Annotated in this window: 11 protein-coding genes; all 11 read right to left on the bottom strand. The window is 73.7% G+C overall.

Annotated elements, in window-relative coordinates:
- A partial coding sequence (gene cysD / locus JQN83_RS10105; protein ID WP_208566797.1) for a sulfate adenylyltransferase subunit CysD occupies window positions 1–912 on the bottom strand: 912 nt, incomplete at its 3' end.
- Window positions 909–1,766 carry a 3'(2'),5'-bisphosphate nucleotidase CysQ gene (locus tag JQN83_RS10100; RefSeq protein WP_208566796.1) on the bottom strand — a complete coding sequence of 286 codons (858 nt, stop codon included), beginning with the start codon at window positions 1,764–1,766 and terminating at the stop codon, window positions 909–911. The genes JQN83_RS10100 and cysD, both read right to left, overlap by 4 nt.
- A gap of 60 nt (window positions 1,767–1,826) precedes the next feature.
- On the bottom strand, window positions 1,827–2,654 hold the full coding sequence (locus JQN83_RS10095) for an ABC transporter permease (RefSeq protein WP_307799143.1): 828 nt from the start codon (window positions 2,652–2,654) through the stop codon (window positions 1,827–1,829).
- A complete protein-coding gene (locus JQN83_RS32940) occupies window positions 2,651–3,808 on the bottom strand; it encodes an ABC transporter ATP-binding protein (RefSeq protein ID WP_244252078.1) in 1,158 nt (385 codons plus the stop codon). Before JQN83_RS32940 ends, JQN83_RS10095 begins: the two co-directional genes overlap by 4 nt.
- 83 nt (window positions 3,809–3,891) lie before the next feature.
- Entirely contained in the window at window positions 3,892–4,887 is a 996-nt protein-coding gene (locus JQN83_RS10085; protein WP_307799141.1) for an extracellular catalytic domain type 1 short-chain-length polyhydroxyalkanoate depolymerase, read from the bottom strand.
- 191 nt (window positions 4,888–5,078) lie between these two features.
- Window positions 5,079–6,908 carry a hypothetical protein gene (locus tag JQN83_RS10080; RefSeq protein ID WP_307799149.1) on the bottom strand — a complete coding sequence of 610 codons (1,830 nt, stop codon included), beginning with the start codon at window positions 6,906–6,908 and terminating at the stop codon, window positions 5,079–5,081.
- Between the two features lie 89 nt (window positions 6,909–6,997).
- Window positions 6,998–7,960, bottom strand: coding sequence for a sulfotransferase domain-containing protein (locus JQN83_RS10075; protein WP_208566794.1), 963 nt, complete (start codon window positions 7,958–7,960; stop codon window positions 6,998–7,000).
- A gap of 26 nt (window positions 7,961–7,986) precedes the next feature.
- Complete coding sequence (locus tag JQN83_RS10070; RefSeq protein ID WP_244252177.1) at window positions 7,987–8,811, bottom strand: alpha/beta fold hydrolase; 825 nt, start codon at window positions 8,809–8,811, stop codon at window positions 7,987–7,989.
- Window positions 8,812–8,813: 2 nt separating this feature from the next.
- Window positions 8,814–9,122, bottom strand: a complete 309-nt coding sequence (locus tag JQN83_RS10065; RefSeq protein WP_208566792.1) for an acyl carrier protein — start codon at window positions 9,120–9,122, stop codon at window positions 8,814–8,816.
- Window positions 9,123–9,181: 59 nt separating this feature from the next.
- Window positions 9,182–14,170: a type I polyketide synthase gene (locus JQN83_RS10060; protein ID WP_208566791.1), complete on the bottom strand. Its 4,989-nt coding sequence runs from the start codon at window positions 14,168–14,170 to the stop codon at window positions 9,182–9,184.
- Between the two features lie 52 nt (window positions 14,171–14,222).
- A partial coding sequence (locus JQN83_RS10055; protein WP_208566790.1) for an SDR family NAD(P)-dependent oxidoreductase occupies window positions 14,223–15,858 on the bottom strand: 1,636 nt, incomplete at its 5' end.

Genomic DNA, 15,858 nt, shown 5'->3' with positions numbered 1-15,858 from the left:
GAAGTAGCCCTCCCGCTTGCGGTCCTCCATGGCGGCCTCGCTGACCCGGTCGTCGCCCCGGGTCGCACCCCGCTCGGTGATCCGCGTCGCGGCCACCTCGTCGATCACCTTCTCCACCGTGTCCGCGTCGGAGCGGACGGCGGCGGTGCACGACGCGTCGCCGACGGTGCGGTACCGCACCCGGGCGGTGAAGGGTTCCTCGCCCGCGCGGGGGGTGAAGAACTCGTTGACGGCGTAGAACATACCGTCGCGTTCGATCACCTCACGGTCGTGCGCGTAGTAGATCGACGGCAACGGCACCCGCTCCCGCGCGATGTAGTGCCAGATGTCCAACTCGGTCCAGTTCGACAACGGGAACACCCGGATCGACTCACCCGGATGATGCCGACCGTTGTACAACGACCACAACTCCGGCCGCTGATTCTTCGGATCCCACTGCCCGAACTCATCCCGGAACGAGAACACCCGCTCCTTCGCCCGCGCCTTCTCCTCGTCCCGCCGCGCCCCACCGAACAACGCGTCGAACCGGTGCTTCTCCACCGCGTCCAACAACACCGGCGTCTGAATCCGGTTCCGCATCCCGTCACCGGACTCGCGGACCAGGCCCCGGGTGAGCGCCTCCGGGACACTCGCCACGATCAGGTGCAGACCCAACTCGGTCACCCGCCGGTCGCGGTAGTCGAGCACCTCCGGGAAATTGTGCCCGGTGTCGACGTGCATCACCGGGAACGGGATGCCGGCCGGGGCGAACGCCTTCTGCGCCAGGCGCAGCATCACGATCGAGTCCTTGCCACCGGAGAAGAGCAGCACCGGCCGCTCCATCTCGGCGACCACCTCACGCATCACGAAGATGCTCTCCGCCTCCAGCTCGTCGAGCTGGGAGACCTGGTACGCAGCCGATCCGCTGCTCATCTCGGGTCCTTTCCGGGGTGGGGGACGGGGGAACCGGACGGGACCGCCGTGCCGGCCAGCTGCCGTCGCAGCGCGGCCAGCAGCGGCCCGGCCAGCTCGTCGCGACAGACCAGCAGGTCGGGCAGCCGGGGGTCCGCCTCGTTGTAGGTCAGCGGGGAACCGTCGATGCGGGACGCGTGCAACCCGGCGGCCGTGGCCACCGCCACCGGTGCGGCGGAGTCCCACTCGTACTGGCCGCCGGCGTGGATGTAGGCGTCCACCTCACCGGTCACCACCGCCGCGATCTTCGCCCCCGCCGAACCCATCGGCACCAGTTCCGCGCCGACCTCCTCGGCCAGCACGGCCAGGAACGCGGGGGGACGGCTGCGGCTGGCCGCGAGCCGGATCACCCCGCCGGGCGGGGGCGGCGGTGCGGTGGGATCGTCGGTGGCCAGCACCCGGCTCTGCGCCGGCAACCCGACCGCCCCGGCGACCAACCCGTGCGGGGTGGCCGCGTCGCGGGCCCAGAGCGCCACGTGCACCGCCCAGTCGGCACGCCCCGGCTCGGAGAACTCCCGGGTGCCGTCCAACGGGTCGACGATCCACACCCGGTCGGCGGTCCGGCGGGACACCGTGTCGCCGCCGTCGACCAGCCGCGAGCCCTCGTCCTCCTCGGACAACACCGCGTCGGCGGGCCGCCACCGGGCCAGCTCGGCCCGGAGGAAGTCGTGCGACGCCCGGTCACCGGCGGCCTTCAACGCGGCGGGATCGGCGTGACCGTGGGTGGCACGTACCCGGAGCAGCAGTTCACCGGCGAGGACGGCGAGCCGGCGGGCGAGCGCCGCGTCGGATTCGGCGATGGTGGGGTCAACCATGGCAACTCCTCGACCTGTCGGGAACGGGCGTGGTGCGGGTGCGGTGCCGGGCGCGGCTGGTCACTGGATCGCCCGACGGTTGAAGCAGCGGACACTGACCCAGGTCAGCACGACGGCCACCCCGGTCAGCACGGTCAGGCACACCCACCCCGGCAGGTGCGGCACGCCGGGCAGCAACGCCCCGCGCACCCCCTCCGAGACGTACGTCATCGGGTTGAGCGCGGTGACGACCTGGTACCAGGGCACCGACGACAGCCGGGGCCAGGGGTAGTGGATGCAGCCGGTCCAGATGATCGGGGTGAGGATCACCGAGAAGGTCACGTTGATCCGCTGCACCGGTAGGGTGGTGGCCAGGCTCATCCCGATCGCCCCGCCGATCCACGCCCCGAGCAGCGCCACCACGAACGCCAGCGGCAGCCCCGCCGGCCGCCACGGCGCGGAACCGACCATCAGCGCCCCGAGCGGATAGATCAGCACGGCCGCGAGCAGCCCCCGGATGGTGGCGATCACCAGCTTGCCGATCGCGACGTACCCGGTCGGCAGCGGCGCCATCAACCGGTCCTCGATCTCCATGGTGAAGCCGAACTCCTTCACCAGCGGCAGGGCCACGCTCTGCAACGCGGTGGTGAGAGCGGCCAGCGCGATGATGCCGGGCAGGAAGACGTCGGCGAAGCCGCGCCCGACGAGGCCCTGGCTGCCCAGGACGGTGTCGAAGACGAAGAGCATGAACAGCGGCGTCAACCCGACCTGCACCAGGATGACCCACAGTTCCCGGCCGGTGACCATCAGGTCGCGGCGCAGCACCGCGGCGAACACCCGCCCGGTGCCGGGGCGGGAGCGCGGCTCGGTGGCCGGGCGCAGTGGGGTCGGGGTGTCGAGAGCGGTCACCTCGGTTGCCTTCCGGTGAGTTCGATGAAGACGTCCTCCAGGCTGGGTTCGCTGATGTCGACCGCGTTGACCGCCGCCGACCGGGCGGCCAGCGCGGCCACCGCCGGGCCGAGCAGGGTGGCGGCATCGCCGGCCAGGTGCAGGCGGATGCGCAGCCGGCCCCGGCCGCCGTTGCCCGCCGCGCCGCCGCCGCGCCCCAGCAGGCCCGCCCCGGCCAGAGCGGCCAACCGGCCGCCACCGGGCCGCCCACCACCGGCGGCGAGCGCGGCCAACATCGCGGCACCACCCGCACCGACACCGGCCAGCCCGCCCGGTCGCCCGCCGGGCGGGCCGGTCGGCGTCGCCAACCGCTCCGCCTTGCGTACGCCGGTCAGCTCGCCCAGGGCGGCGCAGAGCGCGTCCGGGTCGTCCCCGCCGGCCGGGGTGACCGTGAGGTCGAGCAGCGCGTCCCCGGCCAGGCCCCGGACCAGGTTGGTGGGGGTGTCGAGGGTGAGCAGCCGGCCGTGGTCGACGATGCCGACCCGGTCGACCACCCGGGCCGCCTCGTTCATCGCGTGGGTGGTCAGCACGATCGCCACCCCGCGGGCCCGCAGCTCGCGCAGCTGCCCCCAGATCAACAGGCGGGTCTGCGGGTCGAGGGCGTTGGTCGGCTCGTCGAGGAAGAGCACCGTCGGCTCGTGGGTCAGCGCCCGGGCGATCATCAACCGCTGCGCCATCCCGCCCGAGTACGCCTCGATCCGCCGGTCGGCCCGTTCGGTGAGACCGAACCGCTCCAGCAGCTCCGCGGCGCGGGCCTGCGCCTCCCGACGTCGTACCCCGTGGTAGGTGGCGTGGTAGACCAGGTTCTGCCGGGGGGTCAGGGCCCGGTCCAGGTTGTTGTGCTGCGGCACCACGGCCAGCTGGGCGCGGGCGGCGGCCGGGTCCCGGCCCACGTCGACCCCGCCGACCACCACCCGGCCGCCGGTGGCCCGCAACCGGGTGGTCAGGATGCCGACGGTGGTGGACTTGCCGGCCCCGTTCGGCCCGAACAGCCCGAAGATCTCGCCTGGCGCGACGGTGAACGACAGCCCGTCCACCGCGTTGGTGTCCGCGCGGGGATAACGCTTGACGAGGTCGTCGACCTCGACCACTGCCGGCCCGTCTCTGCTGGGCATCTCAACTCCTGTCCTGTGGGGTGCGGGTACCGACCCCGGCCGGCGGGTGGTGCCGTCAGCAGCCGGGGCCGGTGGTGGTGCCGTCAGCCGCCGGAGGGCTGGGGGTGCGCGGCGAAGAACCGCCAGATGGTGTCGGTGGCGTTCAGCGCGGTGGAGGGGGGATCGAGGTCGAGCAGTTTCTCCGCCCGGGGCGGGTTGGGTCGTCCGCCGGGCCACTGGTGTCCCGCGTCGGCGACGGTGATCAGCTCGACGGCGCGGCCCTGGGCGCAGTTCGCCGTCGTGCGGGTGACCGGCCCGTCGGTGGTCACCTTCGGTGCGCCACAGGAGTCGACGGAGCGCCAGCGGGCGGCCAGTTCGGTGGTGGGCGGACCGTCGATCTTGACCGGGTTGCGGCCGGTGCCGCCGTTGTCCCGGCGGCCGGGGCCACCGGCGTACGGCATGGTCTGGTCCTGGCGGCCGTGGATGTGCAGCACCGAGACCGGTTTCGGATCGGCGCACTGCCCGGTGAGGGTGCTGGCCACCGCGCCGATCGCGGCGAACGTCGTGGTGTCGCAGACCAGCTTGTACGCCAGCAGCCCACCGTTGGAGATCCCGGTGACGTAGCGGCGGGCCGGGTCGACCGGTAGCTCCCGGCCGACGGTGGTGACCAGTTCGGTGATGAAGCCGACGTCGTCGACGCCGTCGCGGGCGGGTGCGCCACAGCACTGTGGACCGATGGCCCAGGCCCGGTTCAGTCCGTCCGGGAACAGCACCAGGAAGCCGTCCCGGTCGGCCTGGGCCGTCCAGCCGTACGCCTGCTCGGCCTGCTCGCCTGTGCCGGCCGCGCCGTGCAGCATCACCACCAGCGGGACCGGCCCGCTGAGGTCGGCCGAGGCGGGCCGGTAGAGCCGGTAGCTGCGTTCCCGCCCGTCCACGGTGATGGTGTGCGTGGAGCTGCCGACGGCGACGTCCGGCCGGGCGTCGGCGGAGGGTGCGGCGCTGGCGGGCGGGGTGGTGCCGCCGGTGGGCGTGGCGTCCTCGCGGCGGGGGCTGCATCCGGCGGGGACGGTCAGCGCGACGAGCAGGGCGAGCGCCCCCACGAGCCGACGAGCCGACCGGCCCGGCCGGGCGGAATGCTGCCCGACTTCAGGGCGAAAAACGGTAAAAGGCATCATATCAATACTTTCGCCCGGGAATGTTCGAGCAACGTCAGGGACGCGCCAGGAATGGGCAAGGGACGGCGGAGGCTGCCGGCCCGGCGACGACGCGGTCACCGGGCCGACGCCTCAGCTCAGTAGCCCCGGAGCCGGAGCAGTTCCCAACCACCCTCGGGGACGTCGTCGGTCGGGTCCGCCCGCAGGTTCATCGGGTTCGCCATCCCCAGGTAGAGGGTGGGACCGTCGGCGACCATGTTGCGGATGCCGTAGTTCAGGTAGTTGCCCAACCCGGTGTTGTCCACCGTCGTCGCCGGCTTCGTCGGCGACGAGAAGGCGTACAGGTCACCGCCGTACACCGCCTCCGGCAGGGCACTGGAGCGCATCCCGGCCGCGTCCATCGGCGCCCGGGCCAGGTCGTCGGCCAACGCCGGTGACAGGCCCAACTCGGCGGCGGTCTCCTTGCCCAGCTCCTTGGCCAGGTAGCTCCAGTCCATCGTGCCGACGTACAGCTTCCCGCCGGCCACCACCATCTTCCAGGTGTAGTTGTTGTACGGGTTACCGAAACCGGGCGGGCCGAACTTCGGCGTCTGGTGCGTCGACTGCAACGCCCACGCCCCGGCCCCGTTGTTGGCCGCCGGGTCGAACGCGGGCAGCTCGGTCGCGCCGTACAGCAGCTCGACCTTCTCGAAGTGGGAGCCGAAGTTGCGGCCCCGGTAGATGCTGATCGACCGCTGGGTGTTCTGGATGGTGGCCTGGGCCGCCGCCTCGTCCGCCGGCGGGTAGGTCGCCATGTGCACCGTGGTCGCCTTCATCGGCACGTGCATCGTGCCCCAGTAGAGGAAACCGCCGTAGGAGGCCAGGCCGCCCAGGGCGTACGCGCGGGCCACCACCGGGTCCGGCTCGTACTCCGACACGTTCCACACCTGCTGCCAGCCGTCGGCGTCCTCCGGGTTGAGCCCCGGGGCACCCGAGGCCAGCAGCGGGCTCATCCAGACCGCGGCGATGCTCGGCGGCGGGGCGGCCGAACCAGCCGTCGGGCCGGCCAGCTCGGCGTCCGAGCCCGGCCAGGTGGTCACGAACAGCCGCCCCTGGTGGACGGTGAGGTCGGCGGCCTGCGCCGGCAGGTTCGCCACCACCGTGAACGCGAACGGGTCGGACTTGCTGCCCGCCCAGCGCAGCACGTTGCCGCGCTCGCCACCGTTCGCGCCGACACCCACCCCGGCGTACAGGGCGTCACCGGCCACCGTGAAGTGCCGGATGTTGCCGTACATCGGGAAGTTGCGGGAGCCGAGGAACGCGCCGGTGTCGGTGTCGAACGCGAACAGGTTGACGCTGGTGCCCAGCGCCGGGCCGCCCAGCAGGGCCACCCCGTTGAAGCTGCCGGCCGCCCGGATGCCCGCGGTGGTCTGCAACCGGTTCGAGTCCTCGGTGGAGGCCGCCTTCACCAGGTCGGTCTTCTCGACCAGCTTGTTGGCGCGGGTGTCATAGGTGTACAGGCGCGGCTGCCGGTGGTCACCGAGGATCGGCGGCAACTGCGGGTTGCGCTTGGCGACCTGGCTCTCGCCGTACTCGCAGACCCAGTCGTCGTTGACCGTCGGGGTGGTGTTGCGCAGGGCCCGCCCACTGGTCAGGCAGTTGACGTTCGCTCCGGTGCCGAACCACAGCATCTTGCCGACCCGGGTCATCCCCCACAGGTACGCCTGGTTGACCTTGGCCTTGCCCTCGGCGCACGGCGGCCCGGCCGGGTACGGCAGCCCGATCCCGGCGAAGCACTCGTCCGGCTGGGCCTTGGCGAGCAGTTGCGGGCTGCTCTGCTGCGCGCCGGCCACGCTGGCCGCGCTGCCGGGGTCGGCGGCGTCGAGTGGCGCACCGAGCGCCGCCGAGGGAACCGCCAACACCGACCCGAGCCCGAGTACGGCGACGGCGGTCGACAACCGCCGTGCGGAGAACCGGAGTGGATTCACCAACAATCTCTCTTTCGAAGGAAGGTGGACACCCGTTCCCGGGCCCGGCGGACCGGACCCGGTAGCGGGCAGGGACACACAGGGACCGCCTAGACGGCGGCGGGCAGCTTCCGGGGCGCCGGGGCGACGACCCGCGACGCCATCCGCTCGGCCCACCCGGACGGGTCGGGGAAGTCCAGGAACCGGCCGAGACCGGTCAGCTCGGCCACCGGGTCGGCGACCAGGTCCTCGTAGGACATCCGCAGCAGGTGCGCCGGGGTCACGTCCCGCAGCGCCTGGTCGGCCTGGCTGCTCATGAAGGCGCACAACCCGAGGTAACGGCGCAGGTCCTGGCCCCGCTCGCGCAGCGCGTCGGCGGTCAACCGGTCCGGCAGGTACGGCTGGAGGTCCTCCGGCACCGCCTGGTCCGCGCCGACCCGGAACGGGTCCAGGCCGCACCGGCCGAGGAACTCCACCCGCAACTGGATGAGCTGGAACGACGAGTGCCGGCTCATCGACCGCGCGGTGTCCTCCCAGCTGCGGGTCAGGTAGACGACCTTGCAGTCCGGGAACCCCCGCAGCAGGTACGGCGCCACGTGGCTGGAGCCGCCGGAGCGTTCCACCCACCGGGTCTTGCCGGTCAGCACGGCGAGCAGATCCAGGAAGTCGTGGTGGTGCTGGGCCACCGTCTGGGTGCGGAACTGTGGCACCCGCCCGGCGAGCTGGTCGAACAGCGCATCGGGGTCGGGCGTCAGCTTCGACAGCGTGATCGCCAGGATGCGGGGCAGCTCGGTGAGCCGGTCGGCCCACCGGCCGGTGGCCGGGTAACGGACCTCCTTCGGCGGCAGGCCGATCCGGAACAGCGTGGACAGCTCCGCCTTGGGGCTGGCCAGCACCGCCCAGTATTCGGCGCCGGTGAGCACCTCGGCACTGCGCGCCCACGGCGCGACCGACATGAAGAACTCCTGGGCCGACAGGGTGTCCGGCTCCTCGTGGATCAGGTCGGACAGCAGCGTGGAGCCGCACCGACCGTTGCTGATGATGATCGACCGGCCGGTGATCGGGGTGTCCATCGGTACTCCTCCTGCGTGTCGCGTCGTCATGCGGTGGTGGGTTGGGCCACGTCGAGTGAGCAGTCCTCGGCGAGCCAGGCGAAGACCTGCCGGCGCACCTCCTCCGGCCGGTCGATCAGCACCGTGTGCCGCTGGTCGGGCAGCACCACGACCCGGGTCTGCGGCAGCAGCCCGCGTACCGTCGGGGCCAGCTCCACCACCGCCGAGTCGCCGCCGTAGAGGCAGAGCACCGGGCAGTCGATCGCGGCCAGCGCCCCGGCCGTCGGCAGCGGGCTCGCCGGCAACTCCTGCGCCAGACTGGTGTCGGTGAGCATCCGGTGCGTCTCGGCGGCCCGTTGGGCGGCGACCCGGCCCCGCCGGGCCCCGATCTCGGTGACCGCGCCGGCCCGGGGCAGCCGGTCGGCGACCCGGGCCAGCCGCTCACGGACCCGGCGCATCCACTCCGGGACCGGTGGCGCGGACTCCACGGTCACGATGCCGGCCACCCGTTCGGGGTGCCGGGCGGCGTACCCGAACGCGATGGTCCCGCCGAACGAGTTGCCCAGCAACAGCAGCGGCCCGGTGACGTCCAGGGCGGCCAGCAGCGCCGCCAGGTCGTCGACGAAGTCGTCCAGGGCGTACCCGGTGGCGGGGCGCTCGCTGCGCCCGTGGCCGCGCAGGTCGTACAGGACGGTCGGGAAGCCGGCCCGGGACAGCGGCTCGGCCAGGGTGAAGTACCAGCTCGCCATGGTGTCCGAGGCCATCCCGTGGATCAGCACGGCGGTCGGCGTCGGCCCGGTCCGGCCGTCGACGGCCGGACCGGGGGGATCGAGCCGCTGCGTGTGCAGGGTGATCCCGTTCGCCCGGACCATGGTCACCGGCTGCCCGCCCCGACCTCGTCGGCCTGCCCCAGCGACTCGGCGATGTGCGTGACGAGCTGGCCGACCTTCAACTCCCGGACGGTCTCCAGGTCCAGCTTGGCGACGAAGTGGGCGAAGTTCACCGTGTCGCCGTAGCGGGACTGGAGCCGACCGGCGAGCGCGACCACGTCGATGCTCTCCATCCCCAGGTCACCGGAGAACGTGGTGTCCATGGTGACCACCTGGTCGTCGGCGAAGTCGCCCAGTACGGCGTCGATCATCTCGGTGAGCTCGGCGAGGATGGTGTCCTGGGCCGCGGGCATGATCGTTGCTCCTTCTGCTGATCGGATGGGTTGGGCGGTGCTGCGCACCGGGTGCCGGGTCACGGCCGGGACACCCCGGGCGGGGTGGCGGGTGCCGGCTCCGGCCCCCAGGTCCAGGCCACGACGTAACGGCGCGGCGGGAGGTCCTCGGGGTTGGCCACGTCCCGGTGACCGACCCGGTAGGCCCGTCCGCCGATCTGGACGGTCATCCCGACGTCGGTGGCCGAGTAGACCCGGAACCGGCGCGGCGAGCCGTCCAGCCCGGTGCCCTCGGCCTTGGCGACCGCCTCCTTGGCCGCCCAGAACCGGGTGAACCACAACCGCCGGGCCTCGACGTCCGTGCCGGCGAGGGAGGTCAGCAGGGTCAACTCGGCCGGGGTGAGGGCGAAGGTGAAGGTGCTCTCCGGGTGCTCGGTGACCTCCGCGACGTCGATGCCGACGCCGGGGGACCCGGGCACCGCGTCGGGTGCCCGGCGGCGGGCGATCGCCACCCCGATCTCCGCGCAGTGCGCCAGCGAGACGTCACAGTCGCCGAGGCCCCGGCCGGGCCGCCCGCGCACCCATGGCCGGCCGTCGGGGTCGTTGCCGACGGTCAGCTCGATCGGGTAGATGTCGGTGTGGCCGTCCTCCCACAGCCGGGCCCGCACCGCGTCCTTGGCCGCGATCCGGCCCAGCATCCACTGCTTGCGGGTCTTGGCCGGGTGCCGTTCGTACTCGGCGTAGGCGGCCCCGCCGAGGATGCCCCGGGCGGCCATGCCCCGGGTGACCAGGTCGGTCCAGCAGTCGAAGGCCATCGTCCAGCCCTCGGGCTGCAACAGCGACATCGGGTGCCGCTCGGGGAACCGTTCCGCGACCCGGGCCTGCGGGTGGCTGTCGAACCGCCGGTCCACCGCCCCCTCGATCTCCGACCACACCCGGCCCTGGTAACTGAGCTGGGTGTCGGCGACGAGTTTGCCGTCGTCGATGACGCGGACCCGGGCGACGCACTCGAACGCCCGGCCGGCCGGCGGTGGCGGACCGTAGAACCGCACCTGGCCGAGACCCACCGGCAGCGCGACGGTCCGGAACGGCTGGGTGGTGATCAGCCAGTTGCCGATGAGCTGCAGGGCGTTGTCCAGCAGCGCACCCGGGGGCACCGGTGCGGTGACGATGCCGCGTACGTGCATGTCGCCGAGCGCGTGCACCTCGGTCACGCCCTGGAACTGCGGGCCGTGGAACATGAGCCGCTCCGCGTACATCTCGGCGGCGCCGAGGGTGGGCGGTCGTTCGGTGGCCGGGTCGTGGGTCCAGACCGGCGGCGGCGTCGGGTACGCCGTGCCGACCTCGATGGTCGCCCGGGCGTACCCGGCGAAGGCGACCGCGTACCGGTTCGGGCCGGCCGCGCGGACCACGATCTCCACGTCGGTGGCCGGTTCGGCGATCAGCCACCGGTTGAACTTGGCGTCGTGCACCGCCACCACCGGGACGCCGGGCACCAGCTGCTCCACGGCCTCCATCATGTGCGCGACCAGGGCGGTCGCCGGCACCACCGGCCACCGGTCCTCCGGGTCCGGCCAGTCGTCGGGCTGCACGAAGAAGCAGTGGTCCAGCAGGTAGGGCATGGTCTCCAGGGAGATCCGCCGGGTGATCCGACCGATCTCCGCGCCGACCGCTGCGCCGGTCGCCGGGCGGACCGGGGCGGCCGGCGTCACCGGCCGGTTGCCGGTCGGCACGGTGGCGGTCGTCGCCGTCGGCACGGTGGGCGGCATCGGCGTGGTGGGTGGCCGCCCGGTGGGGGCGGTCGCGGGTCGGGCCGACGTCGCGGTGCCGTTGCCACCGGTGGCCGTCGGGGCGTCGGCCGTGCCCCGGGTGTTCTCCCGCAGCAGGGCGGCGAGTTCGGCGGCGGCGCTGGAACCGCCGGAGAGCCGGTGCAGCGCGTCCAGCGCGGTGGCCGGAGCACCGGCCGGCGTGGCGACGGTCGGCTGTCCGGCCACCCGCGCGACCGGGACCGGTGCGGCCGTCGGTGCCACGGCCGGCGGCGGTGCGGTGACCGGCGGCGGTGCGGTGGCGGGCCGGGCGACCGCAGCGGGCACGGCGGCCGGCGGGGTGATCGTGGCGGGCACGGCGGTCGGCCGGGTGACCGTGGCGGGCCGGGCGGCCGCAGCGGGCACGCCGGCCGACCGGGTGACCGTGGCGGGCACGACGGTCGGCCGGGCCGCGCCGTTTCCGTTGCCCGGGGTGGACAGCGGAGCATCCTGCGACGCGGTCACGCCGAGCAGGCCGGCGGCGTCCGCGCCGAGGCGGACCAGCGGACCGCCGAGGTCGAGCTTCATCCGGGGACCGCGTCGGCCGGTGCCCACCCCGGGCTTCGCCGGGCCGTCGGTGCCGGCCGCAGCCGGGGTACGGCGCTGCGTCGTCGCCGCCGTCCGATCCGCCGGGGTCAGCGCGCCCAGATCCGGGGAGGCCCCCTCCACCCACAGGGCGGTGGCGACCCGGCGCAGCTGGTTCAACCCGCTGCGGTGCGCGGTGTTCACCGGCATCGCCAGATGGTCGCGCCCACGCAGGTTGTCCCCGATCAGCGAGGCGAGCTGCCCCGCGCCGACCTGGAGGAACACCCGGAACCCGGCGGCGTACATCGCCTCCACGGTCTGCCGGAACCAGACCGGCTCCATCATGTGCCGGACGAAGATCCGGTTGACCTGCTCCTCGTCGGCGGGGAACGGCGCGTGCAGGGTCGCCGACCACACCGGCATCCGGGTCGGGTGCACCTCCCAGCGGCCCAGGGCGGCACCGATCGAGGTGAGCCCCTCGGCGAAGGCGGGGGTGTGGAACGCCGAGCGGAACGGCAGCTTCTGGCACAGGATGTTGCGGGTACGCAGCGCCTCGACGAGGCGGTCGACCTGCGGCTCCGGGCCGTTGACCACCGACTGGGCCGGGGCGTTGTCGTGCGACAGCACCACCCCCGGGTAGTCGCCGAGCAGCGGGGCGATCCGGTCCGCGCCGGCCCCGACGGCGGCGAAGACGTACCCGGAGACCTCCACCGAGTCGGCGTTGAACAGGTCGAGGAACTCGTCCATCGCGGCGGTGCTGATCTGGCCGCTGACCGCGGCGGCGGTCCACTCGCCGATGCTGTGCCCGGCGACCGCGTCGGGTCGTACGTTCATCCGGGCCAGCGCCGTGTCGAGCAGCTTGCCCACCTCGATCAGGCCGGCGCCGTGCCGGCCCAGGTCGGCGGCGGACCACTCGCGGTCCGGCAGGCCGAAGTGGGCGGCCAGGTCGGCGGTGCGGGGGGCGAACTCCGCCTCCAGACCGGGGAAGACGAAGGCGAGCTTGCCCGCCCCCGGGCCGAGCAGCGGCCGGGGACTGAACCAGATGTCCCGCCCGCCCCGCCACGCCTGCCCCCGGGCCACCGTCTTGCGGGCCACCGCGAGCAGCTTGTCCGTCGGGTTGACGATGCCCAGCCGGGTCTGCGGCGGGGCCTGGCCGCCGGAGCGGGCGGCCAGCTCGACGCCGATCCGGCGTACCTCCTGGTCGTCGCGGTCCAGCAGGTCGGCGAGCCCGGCCGGGTCCGACGCGGCCAGCCAGAGCACCTGGTCCGGCTCGTCGACCACGGCCCGGCCGGCGGCCGGGGCGGTCAGCCCCACCACCGGCTCGCCCACCGACACCGGGGCCTGCTCGATGATCAGGTGGGCGTTGATCCCACCGAACCCGAACGCGTTGACCCCGGCCCGGCGCGGCCCGTCGCTCTCCCACGGCCGGGCGGTGTCGATCGGCGCGAACCGGGTCGCCGCCATCTCCTTGCGCGGCGTCTCGCAGTGCAGGGTGGGCGGCAGCACCCCCCGGTGCACGGCGAGCGCGGCCTTGATCAGGCCGGCCACCCCGGCGGCCGGCATGGTGTGCCCGATCATCGACTTCACCGAGCCGATCACCGGACGCGGCCCACCGGTGTACGGGCCGAACACCTCCGCCACCGTGGTCAGCTCGGCGGCGTCCCCGGTCGGGGTGCCGGTGCCGTGCGCCTCCAGCAGCCCCAACGCGTCCGGTGCGGTCGGGTCGAGCCCGGCGGCCTCCCAGGCCCGCCGGATCGCCAGCACCTGGCCGGAGACCGCCGGGTTGAACATGCTCGCCGACTTGCCGTCGCTGGACACCCCGCTGCCCCGGATCACCGCGTAGACCCGGTCGCCGTCGCGCACCGCGTCGGCGTACCGCTTGAGCACCACCACACCGGTGCCCTCGCCGATCAGCAGGCCGTCGGCGGCGGCGTCGAACGGCCGGATCTCCCCCTGCCGGGACAACGCCCGGAGCTGGTTGAACACCGACCAGAAGCTGATGTCGTGGACGTGGTGCACGCCACCGGCGAGCACCGCGTCGAGCCGACCGCTGACCAGCTCGGTGATGCCCTGGTCGACGGCGATCAGCGACGAGGCGCAGGCGGCGTCGATGGTGTACGCCGGGCCGCGCAGGTCGAGCCGGTTGGCCACCCGGGAGGCGGCCAGGTTGGGCACCAGACCGATCGTCCCCTCCGGCTGGTACGGCCCGAGCCGCTCGTCGAACTTCTTGCGCAGCAGCTCCAACCGGGCCGGGTCGACGTCGGGGATCAGCTCCCGCAGGATGCTGACGACCTGGCTGGACATCCGCACCCGCTGGGCGTAGCGGGCCTGGGCGGGGCTGAGGATGCCACCCCGGCCGAGGATCACGCCGATCCGGTCGCGGGCCGGGAGCCGGTCGCCGCCGCCCGCGTCGTCGATCGCCGCGGCGGCCACCTCCAGCGTGATCAACTGGTCCGGCTCGATGTCGCCGACGGAGGCCGGCATCACCCCGAACCGCAGCGGCTCGAAGGTGGCGTACTCGTCGACGAACCCGCCGCGCCGGCAGTACATCCGGTCGGCCCGGTGGGACTGCTCCGGGTCGTAGAACTCCTCGTCCCAGCGGTGCGCGGGGACGTCGGTGATCGCGTCGACCCCGCCGATCAGGTTGCGCCAGTAGCTTTCCAGGTCACCGGCGGAGGGCATCAGGGCGGCCATCCCGACGATCGCGATCTGGCCGGGCGCAGCGGCGCCGTTGTTCATCGGTTCCTCCGACGGATGGGGCGGGTGGGGGCGGGACGAGGCATCGACACCCTCACCACCCGGAGGCGGTGTAGACGACCGAGGTGACCGACGGGTCGGCCCAGGCCAGCTCGCGCAGCAGGGCCAGCGCGCCCTCCTCCGGGTCGATCAGGCCGATGCCGCGCCGGGCGTACTCCCGGCTCAGTTCGGCGGTGACCATGCCGCCGTGGCCGACGCCCGGGGCCCACGGACCCCAGTGGACGGTCACGCAGCGCACCCCGGTCCGGGCGGCGTACCGGGTGCCGATGGCGTCCAGCGCGTCGTTGGCCGCCGCGTAGTCGGCCTGGCCCCGGTTGCCGTAGGCGGCGGCGATGCTGCCGAAGAAGACCAGGAACCGCGGCGCGGTGGGTAGCGCGTCGAGGCCGGCCAGCAGGCCCCGCGCCCCGTCGACCTTGGTGTCGAAGACCCGGGTGAACGACGCCGGGTCCTTCTCGGCGATCAGCTTGTCCTCGATGATCCCGGCGGCGTAGACCACGCCGTCGAGGCGGCCGTACTCGGCGTGGATGCCGGCCAGCAGCGAGCTGGTCGCCGCCGTGTCCCGGACGTCCAGGGCGTGGTAGCGGACCTCACCGCCCAGCTCGGTCAGCTCGGCGATGGTCGCGGTCACCTCCCGGGCCGCCAGGATCGCCTGCGCGGTGCGGGAGATCTCGGCCGGCGAGGACGACCCGCGCCGGGCCAGCACACCGACCAGCGCGGCGCGGTCGGTGGCGGCGGCCAGCTCCGGGTCCTGGGGGCCGGTCGGCAACGGGGTACGGCCGACCAGTTCGATGCGGCAGCCGGTGGCGGAGGCGAGCGCCCGGGCGAACCACGGGGTGATGCCCCGCGCCCCACCGATCAGCACCACCACCGAGTCGCGTTCCAGGCCGATCGCGGCCGCCTCGGAGACCCCGTCACCGGCCGGTCCGGCACCCCCGGCGGCCAGCGCGCCCAGTTCGACCGGGACCAGGTCGGCGACGTACCGGTCGGTGCCGCGTCGGGCGACCACCGGGGCGTCGGAGGCGGTGAGCAGTTCGTCGAGGAGTTGCCGGGCGAGGACCTCCGGCGACGCGGCCGGGTCCACCGCCACGAAACGGGCGGTCAGCCCCGGGTACTCCCGGGCGATCGTGCGGAACAGGCCGGGCATGCCGTCGGCCGCGCCGGTGACGTCCTGTGCCCCGGCGGCGAGCAGCCAGCGCGGCCCGGCGGCCAGGGCCCGCTGCAACAGCGGGAACACGTCGGGCAGCAGCGGCTCGTCGAGGTTGGTCAACCCGTCGAGCACCAGCACCCCGTCGAATCCCTGGTCGGCCTGCTCGCTGTCGAGCACTCCCAGCTGGCCGCCGGCACCGTGGGCCCCGAGCAGTTCGGCCAGGTACGCCCCGACCGGGCCACCCCCGGTGATCAGGAAGCGCATCCCGGTGAGCGTGGTGGCGGGGTCGAGCTGCTGGCCGGCCTGGGTGCTCTCCCGGGCGACCAGGCGCTTCGGTGCGATCCCCACCCCGACCTCGGTCGGCGCGGGCGGTGCGGCGGGCGGTGCGGCGACTGGGGCCGGTGCGGCGACGGTCGCCGGGGCGGGCGGTGCGGCGGCGGCGGCGACCGTCGGGGTGACGGTGACGGTGGCGCTCATCTTGTGGTCGAGCCAGGTGACCATGGCGCGGACGGTGCGGGCCTTG

The sequence above is a fragment of the Micromonospora antibiotica genome (genome assembly GCF_017599305.1).
GTDB classification, from domain to species: domain Bacteria; phylum Actinomycetota; class Actinomycetes; order Mycobacteriales; family Micromonosporaceae; genus Micromonospora; species Micromonospora antibiotica.
This window is presented reverse-complemented; position numbering and strand designations above follow the sequence as displayed.

Coding starts and splice junctions, on each gene's coding strand:
- JQN83_RS10100 (WP_208566796.1), bottom strand. CDS start 1,766: ATGGTTGACCCCACCATCGCCGAATCCGACGCGGCGCTCGCCCGCCGG.
- JQN83_RS32940 (WP_244252078.1), bottom strand. CDS start 3,808: ATGCCCAGCAGAGACGGGCCGGCAGTGGTCGAGGTCGACGACCTCGTC.
- JQN83_RS10075 (WP_208566794.1), bottom strand. CDS start 7,960: ATGGACACCCCGATCACCGGCCGGTCGATCATCATCAGCAACGGTCGG.
- JQN83_RS10070 (WP_244252177.1), bottom strand. CDS start 8,811: ATGGTCCGGGCGAACGGGATCACCCTGCACACGCAGCGGCTCGATCCC.
- JQN83_RS10065 (WP_208566792.1), bottom strand. CDS start 9,122: ATGCCCGCGGCCCAGGACACCATCCTCGCCGAGCTCACCGAGATGATC.
- JQN83_RS10060 (WP_208566791.1), bottom strand. CDS start 14,170: ATGAACAACGGCGCCGCTGCGCCCGGCCAGATCGCGATCGTCGGGATG.